Origin of the sequence: Chryseobacterium sp. JM1, from assembly GCF_000737715.1 — a bacterium.
Classification (GTDB): Bacteria; Bacteroidota; Bacteroidia; order Flavobacteriales; family Weeksellaceae; genus Chryseobacterium.
Genome location: NZ_JPRN01000007.1, coordinates 130,061 through 149,516, shown reverse-complemented (window position 1 = coordinate 149,516; position 19,456 = coordinate 130,061). Strand labels below are relative to the sequence as shown.

At 38.6% G+C, this 19,456-nt stretch carries 18 protein-coding genes; 11 read left to right on the top strand and 7 right to left on the bottom strand.

The annotated features are described in order from the left end of the window. Positions 1–16: 16 nt before the first annotated feature. On the bottom strand, positions 17–754 hold the full coding sequence (locus IW22_RS13785) for a hypothetical protein (protein ID WP_034727334.1): 738 nt from the start codon (positions 752–754) through the stop codon (positions 17–19). A 4-nt stretch (positions 755–758) separates the two neighbouring features. After that, positions 759–1,526: a hypothetical protein gene (locus IW22_RS13780; RefSeq protein WP_034727332.1), complete on the bottom strand. Its 768-nt coding sequence runs from the start codon at positions 1,524–1,526 to the stop codon at positions 759–761. A gap of 442 nt (positions 1,527–1,968) precedes the next feature. On the opposite strand from IW22_RS13780, the gene mqo reads away from it, so the two are divergent. The 3 genes from mqo (at position 1,969) to IW22_RS13765 (ending at position 4,917) form a co-directional block, all read left to right on the top strand. Continuing rightward, a complete protein-coding gene (gene mqo, locus IW22_RS13775) occupies positions 1,969–3,474 on the top strand; it encodes a malate dehydrogenase (quinone) (protein ID WP_034727331.1) in 1,506 nt (501 codons plus the stop codon). A gap of 153 nt (positions 3,475–3,627) precedes the next feature. Continuing rightward, positions 3,628–4,035 (top strand): hypothetical protein, encoded by a 408-nt coding sequence (locus IW22_RS13770; protein WP_034727328.1) that lies wholly within the window; start codon positions 3,628–3,630, stop codon positions 4,033–4,035. Between the two features lie 9 nt (positions 4,036–4,044). Continuing rightward, positions 4,045–4,917 (top strand): AadS family aminoglycoside 6-adenylyltransferase, encoded by an 873-nt coding sequence (locus tag IW22_RS13765; RefSeq protein ID WP_034727326.1) that lies wholly within the window; start codon positions 4,045–4,047, stop codon positions 4,915–4,917. Here the strand turns inward: IW22_RS13765 and IW22_RS13760 are convergent. Then, a complete protein-coding gene (locus tag IW22_RS13760; RefSeq protein WP_034727324.1) occupies positions 4,914–6,497 on the bottom strand; it encodes a GMC family oxidoreductase N-terminal domain-containing protein in 1,584 nt (527 codons plus the stop codon). The two genes, IW22_RS13765 and IW22_RS13760, sit on opposite strands and share 4 nt — an antisense overlap. 134 nt (positions 6,498–6,631) lie before the next feature. On the opposite strand from IW22_RS13760, the gene IW22_RS13755 reads away from it, so the two are divergent. The 4 genes from IW22_RS13755 to IW22_RS13740 all read left to right on the top strand — a co-directional run bounded on the left by IW22_RS13755 (position 6,632) and on the right by IW22_RS13740 (position 11,480). Continuing rightward, positions 6,632–7,249 carry a DUF1684 domain-containing protein gene (locus IW22_RS13755; protein WP_034727322.1) on the top strand — a complete coding sequence of 206 codons (618 nt, stop codon included), beginning with the start codon at positions 6,632–6,634 and terminating at the stop codon, positions 7,247–7,249. 5 nt (positions 7,250–7,254) lie between these two features. Beyond that, a complete protein-coding gene (locus IW22_RS13750; protein ID WP_034727320.1) occupies positions 7,255–7,728 on the top strand; it encodes a GNAT family N-acetyltransferase in 474 nt (157 codons plus the stop codon). Positions 7,729–7,801: 73 nt separating this feature from the next. Next, entirely contained in the window at positions 7,802–8,611 is an 810-nt protein-coding gene (locus IW22_RS13745; RefSeq protein WP_034727318.1) for a glucose 1-dehydrogenase, read from the top strand. Between the two features lie 208 nt (positions 8,612–8,819). Continuing rightward, a complete protein-coding gene (locus IW22_RS13740) occupies positions 8,820–11,480 on the top strand; it encodes an MGH1-like glycoside hydrolase domain-containing protein (protein ID WP_034727316.1) in 2,661 nt (886 codons plus the stop codon). 47 nt (positions 11,481–11,527) lie between these two features. Here the strand turns inward: IW22_RS13740 and recO are convergent, their stop codons facing one another. Genes recO through IW22_RS13720 form a run of 4 tightly spaced genes read right to left on the bottom strand, consistent with a single transcriptional unit; the run spans position 11,528 to position 16,179 of the window. After that, positions 11,528–12,214: a DNA repair protein RecO gene (recO, locus tag IW22_RS13735; RefSeq protein WP_034727314.1), complete on the bottom strand. Its 687-nt coding sequence runs from the start codon at positions 12,212–12,214 to the stop codon at positions 11,528–11,530. Further along, positions 12,214–14,469, bottom strand: a complete 2,256-nt coding sequence (locus IW22_RS13730) for a T9SS type A sorting domain-containing protein (protein WP_034727311.1) — start codon at positions 14,467–14,469, stop codon at positions 12,214–12,216. The genes recO and IW22_RS13730 overlap by 1 nt, the downstream gene beginning before the upstream one ends. Position 14,470: 1 nt before the next feature. Continuing rightward, the gene (locus tag IW22_RS13725; RefSeq protein WP_034727308.1) at positions 14,471–15,421 is read right to left on the bottom strand and encodes a bifunctional metallophosphatase/5'-nucleotidase; all 951 of its coding nucleotides are present in this window, start codon (positions 15,419–15,421) and stop codon (positions 14,471–14,473) included. Continuing rightward, the gene (locus IW22_RS13720) at positions 15,421–16,179 is read right to left on the bottom strand and encodes a 5'-nucleotidase C-terminal domain-containing protein (RefSeq protein ID WP_034727306.1); all 759 of its coding nucleotides are present in this window, start codon (positions 16,177–16,179) and stop codon (positions 15,421–15,423) included. Before IW22_RS13720 ends, IW22_RS13725 begins: the two co-directional genes overlap by 1 nt. Positions 16,180–16,371: 192 nt before the next feature. Here IW22_RS13720 and dapA point away from each other — a divergent pair, with 192 nt between their 5' ends. The 4 genes from dapA (at position 16,372) to IW22_RS13700 (ending at position 19,408) form a co-directional block, all read left to right on the top strand. Then, positions 16,372–17,244, top strand: coding sequence for a 4-hydroxy-tetrahydrodipicolinate synthase (gene dapA, locus IW22_RS13715; RefSeq protein ID WP_034727304.1), 873 nt, complete (start codon positions 16,372–16,374; stop codon positions 17,242–17,244). Between the two features lie 345 nt (positions 17,245–17,589). Then, on the top strand, positions 17,590–18,093 hold the full coding sequence (locus tag IW22_RS13710; protein ID WP_034727303.1) for a GNAT family N-acetyltransferase: 504 nt from the start codon (positions 17,590–17,592) through the stop codon (positions 18,091–18,093). Between the two features lie 294 nt (positions 18,094–18,387). Next, positions 18,388–18,969, top strand: coding sequence for a helix-turn-helix domain-containing protein (locus IW22_RS13705; protein ID WP_034727301.1), 582 nt, complete (start codon positions 18,388–18,390; stop codon positions 18,967–18,969). After that, a complete protein-coding gene (locus IW22_RS13700; RefSeq protein WP_034727299.1) occupies positions 18,962–19,408 on the top strand; it encodes a response regulator in 447 nt (148 codons plus the stop codon). Before IW22_RS13705 ends, IW22_RS13700 begins: the two co-directional genes overlap by 8 nt. Positions 19,409–19,456 lie beyond the last annotated feature (48 nt).

Sequence of the window (19,456 nt, the reverse complement as noted above, 5' to 3'; positions counted from 1 at the left end):
TGTAAAAGATTATTTTTTAATGTTTGTAAATACTGATGGTTCCGGATTCTAACTGGTAATTGGGCATGTCAAGAGAATAACGGAACACTATATTAGTGTTGGCCAAAGCGTTGAAGGTTAAAGTAGCTGGAGAAAATCCTTTTTTTAAGGAAATAATAAACGGGCTTGCACTAGTAATTACAGAAGATGGCCCCTGTCCGCTAACTGAGATAGTGCTCCTCGACAATATTACTCCTGTTCCTGTTGGATGGCTGATCTCTGCTGTAAATTCTACAGTATATACACCAGCTGTTGAAATAGTATATTTATTACTGTTCCAGCCGTAGTATGTATCTTCTAATATCTCTGAAGCAGTAACAGACACCTGTGTAAAACTACTGGTAGAAGCAGGTCTACTGCCTATTTTTGCACTGAAAATAAGGACGGGGATTCGGGCTTCATAGATTATTTGTTTAGTGATATTTTGGGTACCGTGAAAATGATATTGATTGTCAGTACTCCAATAGGCTAGTGTTTCTCCTATATTATTGGCAATATCAGTGTTGGTATTATAAAAAATAAGGCCGTTAGCCGGGGAAAGAACAGGGGTAACAGTACTGGTTTTATTTGTAATGGATAATACCGGAATTCGTAAACCTTTTACATGGCTGTCCAGCTTCAGCATGGCACCCGGTGTTACATTACCCGAGCCTATGACTACCTGCGCCTGACAGATATAAACTATAAAGGTTAAAATGAAGACAATTTTATGCATGGCTTTAATTAATTACGTTTGATATTTTATGGATAGATACATTGGGATTGACTATCTGGTAATCGGATCCGGTTACTGTTATTTGAAAGCTAATCACATCTCCAAGACTAAGATCTGTAGAATAGCTATTGGATGCACCACTAAACAGATTCAGTCTTGTATTGGCCGAGGTATTAACAACAATACCATTCTTAAGGATCCTGAAAATTGTATCACCAGCTGCGGTAGTTGCAGTCCGGACTTCAGTTGCATATGTGATTACATACCTTCCGTTCTGCTGTATAGTATACCCGGTATAAGTGCCTACAGTCCCCACTGCTCCCAGAGGATTGTTCCTATGTAGAATATTGAAGGTAAGGTTTTGAGTGCTTCCCGCAGTAATAGTGCTTGAAATAGCTATTTTACTTGCTGCAAAAACGGCATTAATAAATGGAATATTAGGGGTTTCCGTTTTGATATCATTTTTCGTCCATATCTTTTCCCATAGAATACCGTTGGCTCCATTAAACACATAAAGTCCTTTTTTAACGATAGTATTTCCTGTCCCAGCTTCATTCTTGTTATAGACTACAAAACCTGTTTTAGGATTGGGAATCGTTGTTACATCTGAAGACGATGTAAGAGAAACTACAGGAAGCATCAATCCCTTATTTGATGAATTGATATCAAGGATTGCAGAAGCATCAGGTTGAGGCGTACCTAGACCCACACTTGTCTTTTGTGCTAATAGGTTAGTCACGATAAATAGCCATGTAAAATAAATAATTTTCATTACTTCTTGTGTTTTATACAAAATTATAGTAAAAAAAATACAATAATTTTAAAGTTTTCATTTTTTCGTTTTTAATTATTCAACTATATTTTTTTTAAATAATTTATCTTTATTCATGATGTTTTTTGATTAATTTTTATTGTTTTGTTTTATTTTAATTTTTCAACTGTTTTTTGTGTTTGTTTATTTTTTATTCTTTTTTTTAATGAACCATTCTTTTTTTTAATGAATCTATGCTTGTGGAATTGTTGTGTGTTTTATTATAATAACAGAAGAGGAAATCAGATTGTTGAAAATCACTAGGTACTATATTTTTTAGTTGTAGTGCTCTCTTCTGGTAGGAAATGAAAACGTTTAGGTACCAAAAATTAACGTGTTAAAATCGTTAAACCCATCCATACTTATAAAACTTTTCCCGAAATTTGATGTAAATTTTAGAATTATGCCACACTCGCTTACAAGCAGAACACCGAAACCAAAATATGATGTTGTACTGATAGGCGGCGGAATTATGAGCGCCACTTTAGCAACACTGCTTCACGAATTTGATCCCAATCTGGAAATCGCCATATTCGAAAGACTTGGAAGGTTTGCGAAAGAAAGTACAGCAGCCTGGAACAATGCCGGGACGGGGCATTCGGCTTTTTGTGAACTCAATTATACTCCTGAAAAACCAGACGGAACCGTTGATATTACCAAAGCGGAAAGCATCGCAGAACAGTTTGAAATGTCAAAACAGTTCTGGGCGTATCTGGTAACCAAAGGATATGTTCAGGATCCTAAAGATTTTATCAATTCATGTCCGCATATGAGTCTTGTGTTCGGTGAAAAAGATGCTGAATATCTTAGAAAGCGTCATGAGAAAATGGCAGACTCCGTTCTGTTTTCCGGAATGGAATATTCTATGGATCATGAGCAGCTCAGAGAATGGCTTCCATTGGTGATGAGCAAAAGAAATCAGTCTGAAGTGATGGCGGCTACCAAAATGGATATGGGGACCGATGTCAATTTCGGAACATTAACCAGAAAAATGGGAAGACATTTGCTGGAAGATTCCAATGTTGAGGTTTTCCTGTACCACGAAGTCAAAGATGTTGATCCGAGAGAAGACGGCAAGTGGGAGATGAAGGTGAAAGACAGAATCCACAATCACAAACAGGAAGTAGTGGCTGATTTTGTATTCATCGGTGCCGGCGGTTATGCGCTTCCTCTTTTGGACAGTTCAGATATCAAAGAAAGTGAAGGTTATGGAGGTTTTCCTGTTTCCGGGCAGTGGCTGGTAAGTCATAACCAGGAATTGGTAGAAAAGCATCACGCCAAAGTTTATACTCAGGCGACTGTAGACGCGCCGCCAATGTCAGTTCCTCACTTAGACCTTAGAATTATTGATGGCAAAAAAGCACTTCTTTTCGGACCTTTTGCCGGATTTTCTACAAAATTCCTGAAAGAAGGAAGTTATCTGGATTTGCCGGAAAGCGTTAATACAAAAAATTTAAGATCATTATTTGGTGCCTGGTGGCATAATCTTCCTCTGACGAAATACCTTATCCAGCAGGTAGCGATGACAAAATCCCAGAGAATGCAGCATCTGAGAGAATTTATCAAAGATGCCAACGAAGAAGACTGGGAATTGAAAGTAGCCGGACAGAGAGTACAGATCATCAAAAAAGATGAAAAAGATGGTGGAAAGCTGGAATTCGGAACTGAGGTGGTTGTGAATAAAAACGGAACTATCGCTTCATTGCTGGGTGCTTCTCCGGGTGCTTCCACTGCGGTGTATGCCATGCTGAACGTTCTTGAAAAATGCTTCCCTGAAAAACTGCAGGGCGAGTGGAAAGACAAACTGCTGGAAATAGTCCCTTCTTACGGCCAAAAATTAGCCCACAATGCCGAGCTTACTGAAAAGGTGAGAAATTATACAAAAGAAAAACTGGAACTGGAATATTAAATAGTGAATGGTGAATTTTGCTTTGCAAGTGAATAGTGAATTCTTAACTGCATGTTTAGAAATTCAGAATCCAAAATTCACCATTGACAATTGACTTGCGAAGCAAAATTCACAACTAACCACTAACCACTCATTACCTATTACTCATCATTTATGGAGGTTGAAGAAATACTCGTAAAACCCATTATCGCAAAAGAACTGCTGGAATCCCTTCAAACCAAAATAGAAGAGGAGAAGCAGGTCATTGTTCACTGCTGTTTTCCGGCATCACCGTTTTTAGGAAATCTCATCAGGATCTGGAATTCCACTTATCTTTTGGACAATCAGTCTGATCATAAAAGTAAGCTGATTCATGCTGAAAACATTACCATCTATCCCAACTGGACGGCTGTACCGTTTATGCAGGATTTTTGGTTTACCTTGGTGTTTTCCGGGTTGCCGAGAGACTGCAAAAGCTTTGATCTGAAAGAAGTGATTCCTGAAGAAGGCGGATTTTTTGTGGAATCTATTAAAAGAAATTCGCTTGATGTGTATCGGGTGAAAATCTCAGAATCTTATTAACAGAAAACCATGAAGGCGCGGGAAGAAAAATTGGAACAGATCATCAGCTGGGCAGAAAATAATCCCGACATCCGTGCCGTGCTGCTGACCAGTTCGCTTGTGAATCCGTATGCACCTGTAGATGATTTCAGTGATCTTGATGTAGAGCTGGTCTTTGAAAATTTGCAGGAATATGTGACCGATAAGCAATGGATCTCTCTTTTTGGTGAGCCTGTTTCCATGGTGGAAGAAGATGAGACTTATTTTGACGGGAAACACGCGATGAAAATGGTGCTGTATGCCGATCATGTGAAGGTTGATTTTAAACTGTATCAAAAATCAGAATTTATAAAAGAGGTTCAGGCAGAAACTCTTCCCGAGGATTGGGATGTGGGGTATAAAGTTTTGGTGGATAAAGACAACCTGACTAAGGATTTGAAACCGCCAACCTATCAATCCATTATGATCCATCGGCCGACAGAACAAAAGTTTGGACAACTGATGAATGATTTCTGGTGGGATACGACTTATGTGGCCAAATGTCTTAAACGTGGAGATCTTTTTTATGCTAAATTCATGTCCGAAGATGTGATCAGGACAGATTATCTGGTTCCTCTCATCGAATGGTATATCGCCAGCACTCATGACTGGAACAATATAACCACCAATAAACACGGCCGCCTTTTCAAAAAACATTTGTCCGCGGAACTCTGGACAAAAGTAGAAGCTACTTTCTCAGCAAGTGATATAGAGGACAACTGGCGTGCACTGTACGCTTTCGCGGATCTGGTTCATGAACTCGGGACAGCTTTAGCTGAAAAACTTCATTTCGAATATCCTCAGAAACTGGAAAATGATATCAGGAAATACCTGGATGAGGTGAAATCCATGCCTCAGCCTTAGGCAAATTCATTCTGTCGGATTAAATTTTCAATACAGTATTCTGCAATAGCCGTAATGGTGACAAACGGATTGACCCCAATGGTTCCCGGAATTAAAGAACCATCCAAAACATACAGATTGTCATGATCCTTTAATTTTCCATACTCATTAGTCGCTTTACCCAATACACAACCGCCCAGAGGATGATAGCACACATCTGCCCCGAATCCGTTATTGAACAGGAAGTGACTTCTGGTCCCGCCATTCGCCCGGTTCATCTTTTTGATGAAATAATCGGCATTCTCTTTCATTTTCGCAGTATTGCTTTGATCCCAGTTCAGACTGAGCTTTTTGTTGATACTGTCATAAGAAACTTCCCCTTTTTTATCCACCCGGTTGATCAGCAGATATAATGCGGTAGCCACATCCATTCCCATCGGAAGCGGTGCAATCTCTGTGAAAAACGGATGTTCTTTATCTTCCCAGTTATCAATACCACCCACAGGAATCGTTGATTGTTTGGCACCGGTTCCCCCTGACAGAGGTTTTACCCAGTTTCTCCCGGTCATGAAATTGCCATTGTTGCCCCAGCTTTTTCCGATCTGTTCATGAATAGGAAAATTATTGGTAGCATTGGATTTTAACAACAGTTTCAAAGTTCCCATGGTTCCTGCGGCGAGAATCAGTTTTTTACAGTTGAATACTTTATCTGCAACGACAGTTCCAGAAGTATCCGTTTGCTGAACATTTAAAGTATAGGTTTTATCATCATTAAGCTTGATATTGTCTACGCAGTGAAGATCCAGAATTTCAAGGTTTCCGGTCTCCAAAGCTTTTTTGAGATAGGTTTTATCCAGACTGTTTTTACCATGATTATTTCCATAAATCACTTCCGTATTGAAAGCCGAGCGGGGAACCTCATTTTTATATTCCTTCTCCATGTATTGAAAATCGTAGACGTTCGGAACTCTAATCGTTTTAAAGCCTGCTTTATGGGCTTCAGCCTCACCAACCCGGGTAAATTTATAATAAGGACAGTCCTGTAAAAATTGTTCGCCAATGACATTGACTTTTAATTCTTTATGGACTAACGGAAAATACGTGCTGTAAAATTTATTAGCATCCAGATCAGGAAAAACTTCTTTAAAATAGCTTTCCTTGGGAGTCACGGCCATTCCGCCATTCACCAGAGAACCGCCGCCAACACCTCTTCCTACCCAAATGTTGATATGTTCAAAATCCATTCGGTCCAGCGTTCCGGTAAAAGGCGTTAAAGAAAAAATATTCATAAACGGAGCAATCGTTTTCTTTTTCAGCCACGCTGCACTTTTTCCGGGTTTTAGCATATTAGAAAATGGAATTCCGGATTTTTCCCAGTTGAGACCCATCTCCAGTATTACCACTTTTTTTCCGGCTTCACAAAGACGCAGGGCAGAAACAGCCCCTCCATATCCGCTTCCGATAATCAGGATGGGAGCATCGGTGATTTCTTTTTCCTGCTGACCGGTTTTGGGCTGCATCGCCTTAAACAGATCCGTATTGAGAAAATAAAAACCCGCTCCAGCGAGAATGCCTGTTTTAATGAATTTCTTTCTGTCCATGTGCTCAGTGGGTCAAAAAATATGCTAAAGAAAATGGAACAGGTATTATTTAAAACAGATTGTGTGTTTTTATTACAATTTTAACTTTTCATGCCATGAAAAATTCATAGTTTTACTTATAATTTGAAGCATTCATGAAAAAATACCTAATCATATTTCTGCTGTCCCCACTGTTTATTTTTGCCCAGAAAAAGGTTTCAAAAGAGATTTTGGAGATTAAGAAATTTCAAAAAGAACTTAATGCAGAATACCTTAATCCGAAGGAAACGCCTTTACGCGGAGATAATTTTACTCATTTTAAAGAACATCCTTTCTTTCCGGTTGATTTAAAATACAGAGTGACTGCTCAATTCACCAAAACAGAAAACCCACAACCTTTCGACCTTCCTACTTCTTCAGGTAAAACCAAGTCTTACCGTGAATATGGAAAAGCAACATTTGAGCTGGATGGAAAACCTTATACACTGACGCTTTATCAAAGTCTCGACCTGATCAAGCAGGAAAAATATAAAGACCATCTTTTTCTTCCCTTCCGTGATGCGACGAACGAAAAAGACACATACGGAGGCGGAAAATATATGGATCTGAAGATACCGAAAGGAAACACCATCGTTCTGGATTTCAACCAATCTTATCAACCCTATTGCGCCTATAACGCTTACGATTACAACTGCCCGATTGTTCCTGAAGAAAACAAACTTCCGGTAGAGATCAGAGCGGGTGTGATGTATCAGGATATTTATCATCATTAAAAAATATGGTCAGATTAGAACTTTTTAAACAGGAAGATTTCTCCGCGCTTAATTATGCCCTGGATGAAAATCAGCAACAGTATACGTCAACCGTAGAACAGGCTTTGAATAGGATCAGTGAGAGAAATGATTCCAAGTCTTTTTCCGTTACTGTTTTTGAAGATAACGAACCTGCCGGATTTTTCGTTCTGGATTTTGGAGAAGATAAATTCGAACTGACGGATAATACTCAATCGGCATTGTTGAGGTCCTTATCCATAAACCCAGCCTTACAGGGAAGAGGGATTGGAAAAGAAGCCATGCAGATCGTTGATGAGTTTGTGAAGAAAACCTTTCCTGACTGTGATGAAATTGTTCTTGCAGTCAATCAGAAAAATCTTTCAGCCTATCATCTTTATCTGAAAACAGGATATGCGTATGATGGTAAAAGCAGAATGGGAAGAAGTGGTCCGCAATATCTGATGTACAAAAAACTTTAAGAAAATTTTAAATTTAAAAATTCCATCCTGGTGAATTGTTTCCATAACTTTGAGTAACATCAAATCATAAAATATGGAAATATCACTTCGCAATCAAGTAGCTGTCGTTACAGGAGCATCCAGCGGAATAGGTTCAGGAATCGCAAAATCTCTGGCAGATGCCGGTGCTACAGTAATCGTCAATCATTCTTCAGAAAGATCAACCGATGAGGCGAAAGCTGTTTTAAAGGAAATTACAGATGCCGGTGGAAAAGGAATCACATACCAGTGTGATGTTTCCAAAGAAGATCAGGTCATTAAAATGTTTCAGGATGCTGTTTCACAATTCGGGACCGTAGATATTCTTATCAATAATGCCGGAATTCAGAAAGACGCAAAATTTACAGAAATGACCATCGATCAATGGAATGCGGTGATAGGTGTGAATCTTACCGGACAGTTTCTGTGCGCCCGCGAAGCCATCAAAGAGTTCCTGCGCAGAGGTATAGATCCTTCCCGTTCCATTGCCTGTGGAAAAATCATCCATATTAGTTCCGTTCACGAAATTATTCCGTGGGCCGGTCATGCCAATTATGCATCCAGCAAGGGCGCCGTCAGAATGCTGATGCAGACGCTTGCACAGGAATACGGAGCCAATAAGATCCGTGTCAATTCAATTTGTCCCGGTGCTATTCAAACACCGATCAATAAAGATGCATGGAGTACTCCGGAAGCCTTGAATTCATTACTGAACCTTATTCCATACAACAGAATAGGACAGCCACAGGATATCGGAAACTTAGCCGCTTTTATCGCAAGTGATCTTGCAGACTACATCACCGGAACCAGCATTTTTGTAGATGGCGGGATGACGACTTTTGAGAGCTTTTCTACAGGAGGGTAAGCGAGTTTTGGGGTTTGAGAGTTTTAGGGTTTGAGAGTTTTAGAGTGGAGAGCATTAGAGTTGAAAGCTGTGAATCCGAAAGTATTGAACAAACGACAAATACCCGGTGGATGAGGCTCCCGAAGCCACCACTGATAACGACTCCCATATCTGAAATCTGATATCATTAATACATTTTACATCAATACATTAATACACCAAAAAACACATGTCCGAAAAACAAAGACTTTCAGATCTCGCATGGAAAAAATGGGGACCCTACGTCAGCAACCGCGAATGGGGGCTCGTCCGTGAAGATTACAGCGCCAACGGGGATGCCTGGAATTACACCAATCATGATACGGCAGAAGCCAAAACTTACCGTTGGGGTGAGGAAGGGATTTGTGGAATTTGTGATGATCTCCAGAAGCTGGTCTTTTCCATAGGATTCTGGAATAAGAAAGATAAAATGGTGAAAGAACGCTTCTTTGGCCTGACCAACGGACAGGGAAATCACGGGGAAGATGTGAAGGAATATTTCTACTATCTGGATTCCACACCTACGCATTCTTACATGAAAATGCTGTACAAATATCCACAGAATGCTTTTCCGTATGAAGATCTTTTAAAAAACAATTCAGAAAGAAGTAAGGATGAAGCGGAATATGAATTAATTGATACCGGAATCTTTGATCAGAATGAATACTTTGATCTGTTCATTGAGTATGCCAAAGAAAGCGAACATGATATTTTGATAAAACTTACGGTCATCAATAAATCTGAAAAAGAAGCTCCGATTGTGATATTGCCAACGGTTTGGTTCAGGAATACGTGGAATTGGGGATATGACGACTACAAACCGCAACTGGACAGCGAAGATGCGGAACGTATTGAGATTAGCCATAAAGATCTTACCATTAAAAATATCTACGCAAAGCAGTCCTCAAAAACATTGTTCTGTAACAACGAAACGAATATTGAAAGACTGTATCAATCTGCAAATGAATCAAAATACTGCAAAGACGGGATCAATGATTTTGTCATTAACGGAAATTCTCAGGCGGTCAATCCGAAAGGTAGCGGAACAAAAGCTTCTTTTTTCATTGATGAAATCCTGAAAGCCGGAGAATCCAAAACTTTTGAATTCAGGTTGACCGATAAAGATTTAAAAACACCGTTTGCTGATTTTGATAAGGTTTTCGAACTGAGAAAAAAAGAAGCAGATGAGTTTTATGCTGAAATTCAGGAGGGAATAAAAACGGAAGATGAAAAACTGGTTCAGCGGCAGGCTTTCGCAGGAATGCTCTGGAATAAAATGTTTTATCATTACAACGTAGAAAAATGGCTGAAAGGTGATCCTGCAGAAATGCCACCACCTAAATCCCGTGAGAAGATCAGGAATTACGACTGGAAGCATCTGAATAATGAACATATCATTTCAATGCCCGATAAATGGGAATATCCTTGGTATGCGACCTGGGATCTGGCGTTTCATACGATCAGTTTTTCATTAATCGATCCTGATTTTGCAAAACATCAGCTGAAACTTTTCCTGTTTGAATGGTATATGCACCCCAACGGACAGCTTCCTGCCTATGAATGGAACTTTAGCGATGTGAATCCTCCGGTTCATGGCTGGGCCGTTTTCAGGGTATTTAAAATTGATGAATATATCAATGGAAAGCCTGATCTTGAATTTCTGGAAAGTGCTTTTCAAAAACTGCTCATGAATTTTACATGGTGGGTGAATAAAAAAGACAGCAACGGCAATAATATTTTTGAAGGAGGCTTTTTAGGGCTCGATAATATCGGTGTTTTTGACCGAAATACAACGCTTCCGAATGGTGAGCAGCTGGAACAATCGGACGGAACAAGCTGGATGGCCATGTTTGCGCTGAATATGATGAGAATTGCGCTTGAGCTTGCTCTTTACAATAATGTGTATGAAGAAATGGCCATGAAGTTTTTTGAGCATTTCCTTTCTATCGCCAATTCACTGGATAATATGGGTGATGAAGAGTTCAGTCTTTGGGACCAGGAAGATGAATTTTTCTACGATGCCATTGCTTCCAGCGACGGTGATCATATGTATCTGAGGCTTCGGACTATTGTTGGACTGATTCCGATGTTTGCTGTTGAGGTCATTGATGACGAGATGATCGAAAAGTTGCCCAATTTCAAAAAAAGAATGAAATGGGTTCTTGAAAATAAGCCTGAGCTGGCCTCACTTGTATCGAGATGGGAAGTAAAAGGGCAGGACTCCAAGCACCTTCTGTCATTGCTTCGCGGGCACAGATTAAAGAGACTTTTGAAAAGAATGCTGAATCCTGAAGAATTCTTAAGCGATTATGGTGTTCGGGCTTTGTCCAAAGAATATGAAAATAATCCTTATACCTTAAACTTAAACGGAACGGATTACTGTGTAAAATATACGCCTGCAGAAAGCGATAGTGGTCTTTTCGGAGGAAACAGCAATTGGCGCGGACCGATCTGGTTTCCTATTAACTTTTTGATTATTGAAAGTCTTCAACGGTTTTTCTTCTATTACAGCCCGGATTTTATGGTGGAATATCCTACGGGAAGCGGAAATTATTCTAACCTTGATCAAATTGCAGATTCTTTGAGCAAAAGGTTATCAAAGATTTTTTTAAAGGATGAAAACGGAAATCGCCCGGTGAATGGCCAATATGAAAGGTTTCAAACCGATCCTGATTTCAAAGACTATATTTTATTTTACGAATATTTCCATGGCGATAATGGGAGAGGAGTAGGAGCTTCCCACCAAACGGGATGGACGGGTTTGATTGCAAAAATCCTGCAGCCAAGATTCTCCAAAAAAGAAATAGCGGAGTCTGAAACGGAAATGCCGGGTGAAGTGAAGAGTGAATAGTTGGGTGATGGAAGAGGGAAGATGGGAGTTACTTTTAGGACCTCAAACTACTCAAAGATTTGCTGAATAACTTCCAGCGATGTCGGGATTTTAAAATCTGTAATATGATAATGATAGTAGACGAGAAGACTGTCCAGAAAATCTTTTCTTAAAGCGTTGGGAATCTTTGTCGTGTAGAGGTTTTCAGAGTATAGTGCTGTCTTCCATATGGCTGAAATTTCTTCAGTAAACAGATGGTGAGTCGAAACCATAGAAAAAGTTCCGGTCTCCGGATCTAAATATGGCCCGTTGTTGATCAAAGGAGCTACGCCCTGAATTTTGAGTATCGTAATTAAAAAAAGAAGATGACACTGGTAGTTTTTCCCATTCAGCTCATCGATAAATTGATCTATACTGAAAAAGAGACCCGGGTTTTTATTTTCGTGTCTTAAAACCTGATTCAGGAAATCAGAGATAAAGAATATTACGGTATTGGCTTTGATATCCATATACATATCATGGCTTTTCACCAGTTCAAACCTTGAAACGGAAGGGATTCCGTTGCCTCTCGTGGGATTAATGGTAAAGCTGAGCATGCTCAAAGGCTGAAGCAGGGCTTTCTTTTTATTTCTTTTGGAATAAATCCCCTTTACGAAATAAGTCTGAAAGCCATCCTCCTCTGTAAAACAATGCAGAACTGCATCATTTTCGCCGTATTTTATAAAAGATAATAAAAATCCGTTTTGTGAATTCATTAATTGACCACACCTATTTTTGCGGTAGCTTTATCCGATCCGTCCTCATTGGTCATCAGTACGAAATACATACCTGAAGCTACTCTGGTTCCTTTTTGATTGGTAAGGTCCCATTCATAATAACCTCCTCTGGCTACTGCAGAGTGGATGACATTTCCTGCCGCATCAGTGATTCTGATATTTGTTTTTTCTGCCAACCCTTTTATCGTTACTTTTCCTTTAAAGTTGGAATAGACTACCGGATTAGGGTAAACCACTACATTTCCGAAGTTGGATGTTACATCACCTACATCACCGTGATAGGCTACGATACCATTGAAGGTTGCAAAATATACCTTTCCTGTTTTCTTGTCCACCTTGATATCGGTTACAGAATTGGTAGGAAGAGGAGAGTTTTCTTTTGTAAAATGCTTAATGGTCTGCTGACCGTCTGCAGAAAGATAGTATACCCCACCTCCGTCTACAGAAACCCATTTGTAATTTCCGGCATCTACTTCTATCTGGAGGATTTGCCCGTCTCTGAAAAGTTCTTCTCCAAGCCCACTCTGTTCTATAATGATAGGCTCTACCGTTGGGTTTGGAGTTTTTATTTCTGCAGCAGCATTGGCTAATATTCTCAAACCGCTGTCAGTACCAATCCAGGCATCTCCGGACTTGTCGAATGCTACCGATAGTGTTCCTTTGGAGTTTCCTGCGAAACCATTTGTATCTTTTAATATATATTCGGTATCGTCAGAAAGATTGAGGGCAGCTTTATAGTCATATACCAGGAAGTTATTGGTTCTGGGAAGCGGGATCCATAACATATTTTCATAAAAAACAGGTTTTTGTATACCATCACTGCTTAATACTACTTTTTTTAAGAGAAAATTATCTGCCGCTTTATCATAAATCCAAATCGTGGGGTTACCGCTATTGAATGCGATGGATACAAAAAGATTATTCTGGTTGTCTGATGCAAAACCTACCGGACGGAAAGTTCCCGTATAATATTTCACAAATTCGAAATCTTTATTGGTGGCATTATATTTCATTCTGTAAACTCCTTCACCTCCTGCAGTACCTAAATAATTGGTAAAGAAAACCTCATTGGTATCAGTAGGGTTGACAACGGCATCCAGGACATTGAATCGAGTCGTTGTATTTCCTACAAAAAAGGAAGAATATATCCACTCTGATCCGTTAAAATAATAAAACCCGGGATTTTTGGGGTTTAATGCGACCTGATTAAATCTGTTTATCCTGGATCCGGATGATACCAGCATTTGGTTATTATCATACAGATTGATTTTGTAGGCAGAATTTAAATAAGGACCTGAAGGTTTATAGGTAGTACTTCCTTCATCTTTTATTCCGGATAATAGAGTTCCTCCATATATTTTTCCACTGCCTGTTGTAATCGCTGTATTGCATTCCTCTCCTAAACTTACGGCATTTAAAGATATTCCGTTTAAGCCGAATGTATAAATCCTGTTGTCTGTTACAACGATGTTGTTTGATGTTAAAACAATATCCCTGATATTTCCAAAAGAAGAAGGAAGCGGAGTACCGGTCCCATTATTATAGATGAATGCAGAGGTGGCGGAAGAATAAATCATTGAGGAAGCATCGGCGTCTATATGTTTAAATGATCCGGCTATTTCTGTGGTCCATGTAGAGAATACCGGAAATGTGATGTTCATTTCATGGCTTTTCAGACCGCTATTCGTCACAGAATAGACTTTGTTTCCAAAAATTGTTGCTTCATTACTGGCTTCATACACTCCTCCGTTCATAAAAAATGAAGAGTCTCCGAATTCCAGTTTTTTCAGATTGAATACAGAAAGACCGTATCCAACAGATATGACAGCCTGATCTCCTGTAATAGAAATGTGATTGACTTTTTTGCTGCCGTTATAGCCGGTAGCGATAGGAATATCAACAACATATTTAATCTCCTGTGGAGTAACGATGTCCAAAGATCCGTTTGCATATCCAATAACTCCTACTTTAGTTTGTGGATTATAGTCGAATGCAGTGATGCTGACATCGTGTAGACCATTGGCTTTTGACAGTTTGGTCACTTCTCCGGTTGCAATGGTATAGTAGAACAGTCCGTTTTCTGTGGCTGCAATTATCTTCCCGTTGTCCTCCTTCATGGCCAGAACATTATTATAGGAAAAAAGATCCGTCCATTTTTTTGATGAAATGACCTGTGCATCTATGAATTGCAGGGATGCTAAAATACCCAGAGAGATTAAAGAGAGTTTTTTCATATTATACGGTTATACTGCTGTCTATCGCCTGGTTATTCCAGGAAATATGCTTTACGTTTTTATTGGCGTCAAAGTAAAAATCTATTCTGCCCAGAAGAAGGCCGGCCCATCCTACCTGATTGACCAGAACATTTTTACCCTGTCTGTTGGTAAAAGATTGTGGTTCGGATAAGAAAGTGTGGGTATGTCCGCCTAAGATAATATCAATATTTTCTGTTTTGGCAGCCAGAACTTTGTCGCTTATTTTATTAGGTTCATCTTTATAATCATAGCCAATGTGAGAAAGGCAGATCACAAGATCACATTTTTGTTCGTTTTTAAGGAAGTTGGAATAATGCTGAGCTACCTCTACAGGATCTGAGTACACAGTTTCGCCATACTGCTTTTTGCCCACAAGGCCGTCCAGCTGGATACCTACTCCGAAAATGCCTACTTTAATTCCGTTTTTATTAAAAATCTTGTAGGGTGAAGTCTTACCGTCCAGAACTGTATTCTTAAAATCATAGTTTGAACAGATAAATGGGAACTTCGCGTTGGGAAGTACTTTTAAGAAACCATCCAGACTGTTGTCGAAATCATGATTTCCCATGGTGGAAGCATCATATTTCATCATAGACATCAGTTTGAATTCAAGTTCACCGCCAAAGAAATTGAAATAAGGTGTTCCCTGAAAAATATCTCCGGAATCCAGAAGAAGCACATTGCTTTCCTGACTTCTGATCTGCTGGATCAGACTTGCTCTTCTGGCAAATCCTCCCTGATTGGGATTTCTGGTATAGCTGGCGTCAAAAGGCTCTATTCTGCTGTGCTGGTCGTTGGTATGAAGAATGGTGAGTTTATTCGCAGAAGTGAAAGGGTTGAGTTTCAATTCTTCTGCCATCATCATATTGGGAGCTAAAGCTGCTGCTAAAGATCCACCGCCTATTACTTTTAAAAAACTTTTTCTATCCATTATTTCTTACCGATAAAATTTAAACGAACATCTGTATTCGGAACCACTTCAGAATTTTTCCTGAAATACTCAATGAAAAGATCTCTCAGTCTGATTCCTGTAGAAATAGATTCCCCTTTGGAAAAGAATTTCATATTGTCACCGCCCAGCGCCAGATAATCTGAAGTCGCGATGTAATATTCCTTTGAAGGATCTACAGACTTTCCGTTGATCAGAGATTTGGTCAGCTGTCCGTTATTGGTTTCAATGTATAAGTGGGAAACAGGATTGTTCACCTGAGTTTTTGCATAATAATCAAAAAGCCCCTGAAGGTCTGATCCTTTCATTTTTACAATGATCACTTCATTTTCAAAAGGCATTACTTCAAAGACGTTTTTAAGGAAAATATCTCCTTTTCCAATGGTAGTACGAATTCCTCCGATGTTGATCAGAGCCGCATCTACGTTTTTCTGAAGATTTTTTTTCGTCCAGGCATCTGCACCTTCGAAGGTATAGTCGGCCAAAAGACTGCCCAGATTGCTGTTATCGCCCTGTTTGGTAAGATCGATGCTGGTGTGGGAGATCTTCTGATTCATCTCCTTATCCAGTTTCTGCTTATAAGGTTCGATAATCTTTACAAACTCCTCATCATTTTTCAGCTCATTATTAATAGAAATATTCTTCTGGGTCTTTACTTCCGCCAGCTGCAGCGTAGAAGCTGTCTTGCAGGCAGTAAGGGAGGCCAGAGCAATTCCTAGTAACAAGAATTTATTTTTCATATGTTGCAAATTTATTTTTAAAGGTCATATGTAATCGCCGGTACCATAGTGCTTTGATCAGCAACTTTGGTCATCACGATGTCATAATATCTTTTAGTATATGCAAATATAATTATATGTAGAATAAAACATTATTATTTATTATAAATTCTTATCGTAAATTATTAAATTTGGCAAAAATAATTCTAACAGATGAGCATTTTAAAAGGAGTAGGTGTTGCGTTGGTAACGCCCTTTAATGAAGATTTATCCGTTGATTTCGACAGTTTAACAAAACTAGTTGAGTATAATATCGAAAACGGAACCAATTATTTAGTTGTTTTAGGAACTACAGCGGAAGCAGCAACGCTTTCTGAAGAGGAGAAGAAACAGGTGATTGAGCATATCATTAAGGTTAATAATAAACGTCTTCCTTTGGTTTTAGGAATTGGCGGAAATAATACTCTGGAAGTAAAGAAACAGATAGAAGATGCAGATCTTTCTGCATTTGATGCGGTACTTTCTGTGTCTCCATATTACAATAAACCTAATCAGGAAGGACTTTATCAGCATTATAAAGCGCTTGCTGCTACGGGTAAAAATATTATTATCTACAACGTTCCGTCCAGAACAGGTCAGAATGTTGAAGCAGATACTACCATCCGTCTTGCCAATGAATTCCCGAATTTATTCATGATCAAAGAAGCGGCACCGAACATTCTTCAGTATTTCGATATCTTAAGAAAAAAACCTGAAGGATTTTCACTGGTTTCCGGTGATGATGAATATACACTTCCTGTCACTTTAGCGGGTGGAAACGGTGTGATTTCCGTAATCGGGCAGGGATATCCGAAAGAATTTTCTACCATGGTTCAGTTAGCTTTTGAAGGAAAAGTGAAAGAAGCTTATGAAATCCACAACAAACTGGTAGACATCACAAGATTGATTTTTGCAGAAGGAAACCCTTGCGGAATTAAAGTAATCCTTACAGAAAAAGGAATCATTAAAAACTATCTGAGACTTCCATTAGTTCCTGCTTCAGAAGGATTGTATGCGAAGATCAAAGCTGAGATGGAGAAGATTTAAAAAATAGGAATGGAGAAAATGTGAATTGTCAATTGTCAATCGTGAATTTTTAAATGACGGTTAAAAAATTGACCATTCACTTGCGAAGCAAAATTGACCATTGGCCATTGCCGTGAATTGTGAATTGTCAATCGTGAATTTTTAAATGACGGTTAAAAAATTGAGCATTCACTTGCGAAGCAAAATTGACTATTGCCGTAAATAGTGAAATGTCAATTGTCAATTGTGAATTTTTAAATGACGGTGAGAAATTGACCATTCACTTGCGAAGCAAAATTGACCATTAACGTAAAAAAATAACAGGTGAAAAGTTCCGGCTTTTCACTTTTTTTAATCATAAAAATTATGAAATTACTCAAAGCAACAGAAAAAGACATTCCCCTTATTCAGGATCTGGCGAGAAGATCCTGGGAAAATGCTTATGCAGACATTCTTTCAGACGAACAGATGGAATATATGCTTTCAGAGATGTATTCCGAAGCTGAAATCGGGAGCCATCTCAGGAATCCGGATTATCATTATTATATGATTCAGGACGAAAGTACCGGCTCTTATGAAGGCTTTATTGGGTATCAGCATCATTATGAAGAAGAGACTACAAAACTTCACCGTATTTATCTGGTTCCGGAAAGCAAAGGAAAAGGTTTTGGAAAAGGCGCGTTACAGTTTTTGAACGGTAAAGTATCTGAAAACGGAGACAAAAGAATCATCCTGAATGTAAATAAAAACAATGCTGCCCGAAACTTCTATGAGTCTCAGGGATATACGGTTTATGATGAAGGAGTCTTTGATATAGGGCGCGGATATGTGATGGATGACTATCTTATGGAGTTCTTAATTCACAATTGATTGACTTAAAATTGTGTAACATTTAATTTTAATTCTATAACATGTGATGTTTCTTTTTGGTTCATCTTTGTATCAGAACCAAATCACTTTCAATAATACATTCATATGCTTGGTTTTGAGCTACAGTAGCTTTTTATCAGTATATTTTTTTCATCCTTAGTGTTTAAATTCCTGTATTCATAATGCAGGAGTTTTTTGTATTTATACATTATGTTAAAAATATTCAATACTATTTCACTTTTAAATGAAATAAATTATTATATTTACTCCGAAATTTGACACACTTATACCAGGATGAAAATGTATGTAAAATTTGATTTCAACGCGCTCTGTAAGAAAGTGTTGGATGAGAAGCTAAAAGAGCACGGGCTGAAATACCGCCTGCTGAACTTTGGGGAAGTGGAGTTCTACGAACCCATTACCCAGGAGCAGCATAATCTCTTTAAGAAGAACCTTAAAGATTACGGCATAGAGATTATTGAAAGCCAGAAGACGGCTTTAGTACAGAAAATAAAGGATGCTATCGTAGAGCTTGTTTTTTCTGAAAACGCAGTTCCCGTGAAAGCTTCTATTTATATTGCTGAGAAACTGAACCACAGTTACGGATATCTTTCCAATCTATTTTCAGAGGTTGCTTTTACATCTATAGAAAATTTTATTATCCTGCAGAAGATCGAGTATGCAAAGGAACTGATCTTAAATAACAAGCAAAGCCTTACGGAAATTGCCCACAAACTGAATTATTCCAGTGTGGCGCATCTGAGTACCCAGTTCAAAAATACAACCGGGATTACGCCGTCCCAGTTTCAGAAAATCATTACGAAAAGGAGAAAAATTCAAAGCATGGCTATAAATTCTACAATGCTGTATGAATAAAGAATATTTAAATATACTGGCAGCAGATGATGACGAGGGCAATATAATATTCTTTAAAAATATCTTCAAAGGTTTAAAGATAGGCGTAAAGTCCCAGTGTTTCTCAAACGGTGAGGATCTTATGAAATATCTGAACAGCTGCAGCGCTATTGTTCCGGAAATAGTTTTCATTAAATATGATATTCCGGGAAAAAAATTTCAGGAATGTCTGGAAGAAATCAAAGAAGATCCAAAGTTCAGCAATATAACTATTGCTGCTTATGCGGATCAGATTTCTGAAACTGAAATAGAAGAGGTTTTTGTGAACGGGGCGAATATTTTTATGAAGAAACCTGAAACGTATGAAGGCCTTAAAAAAGCACTAACAGAAATTATTACCATCAACTGGCAGTATCACACATCAGGACTCAATAAAGATAATTTCATTATGAAAGTGTGATGAATAAAGACTTTAAAGATATTTGATTATGAATAAATATTTTGTATT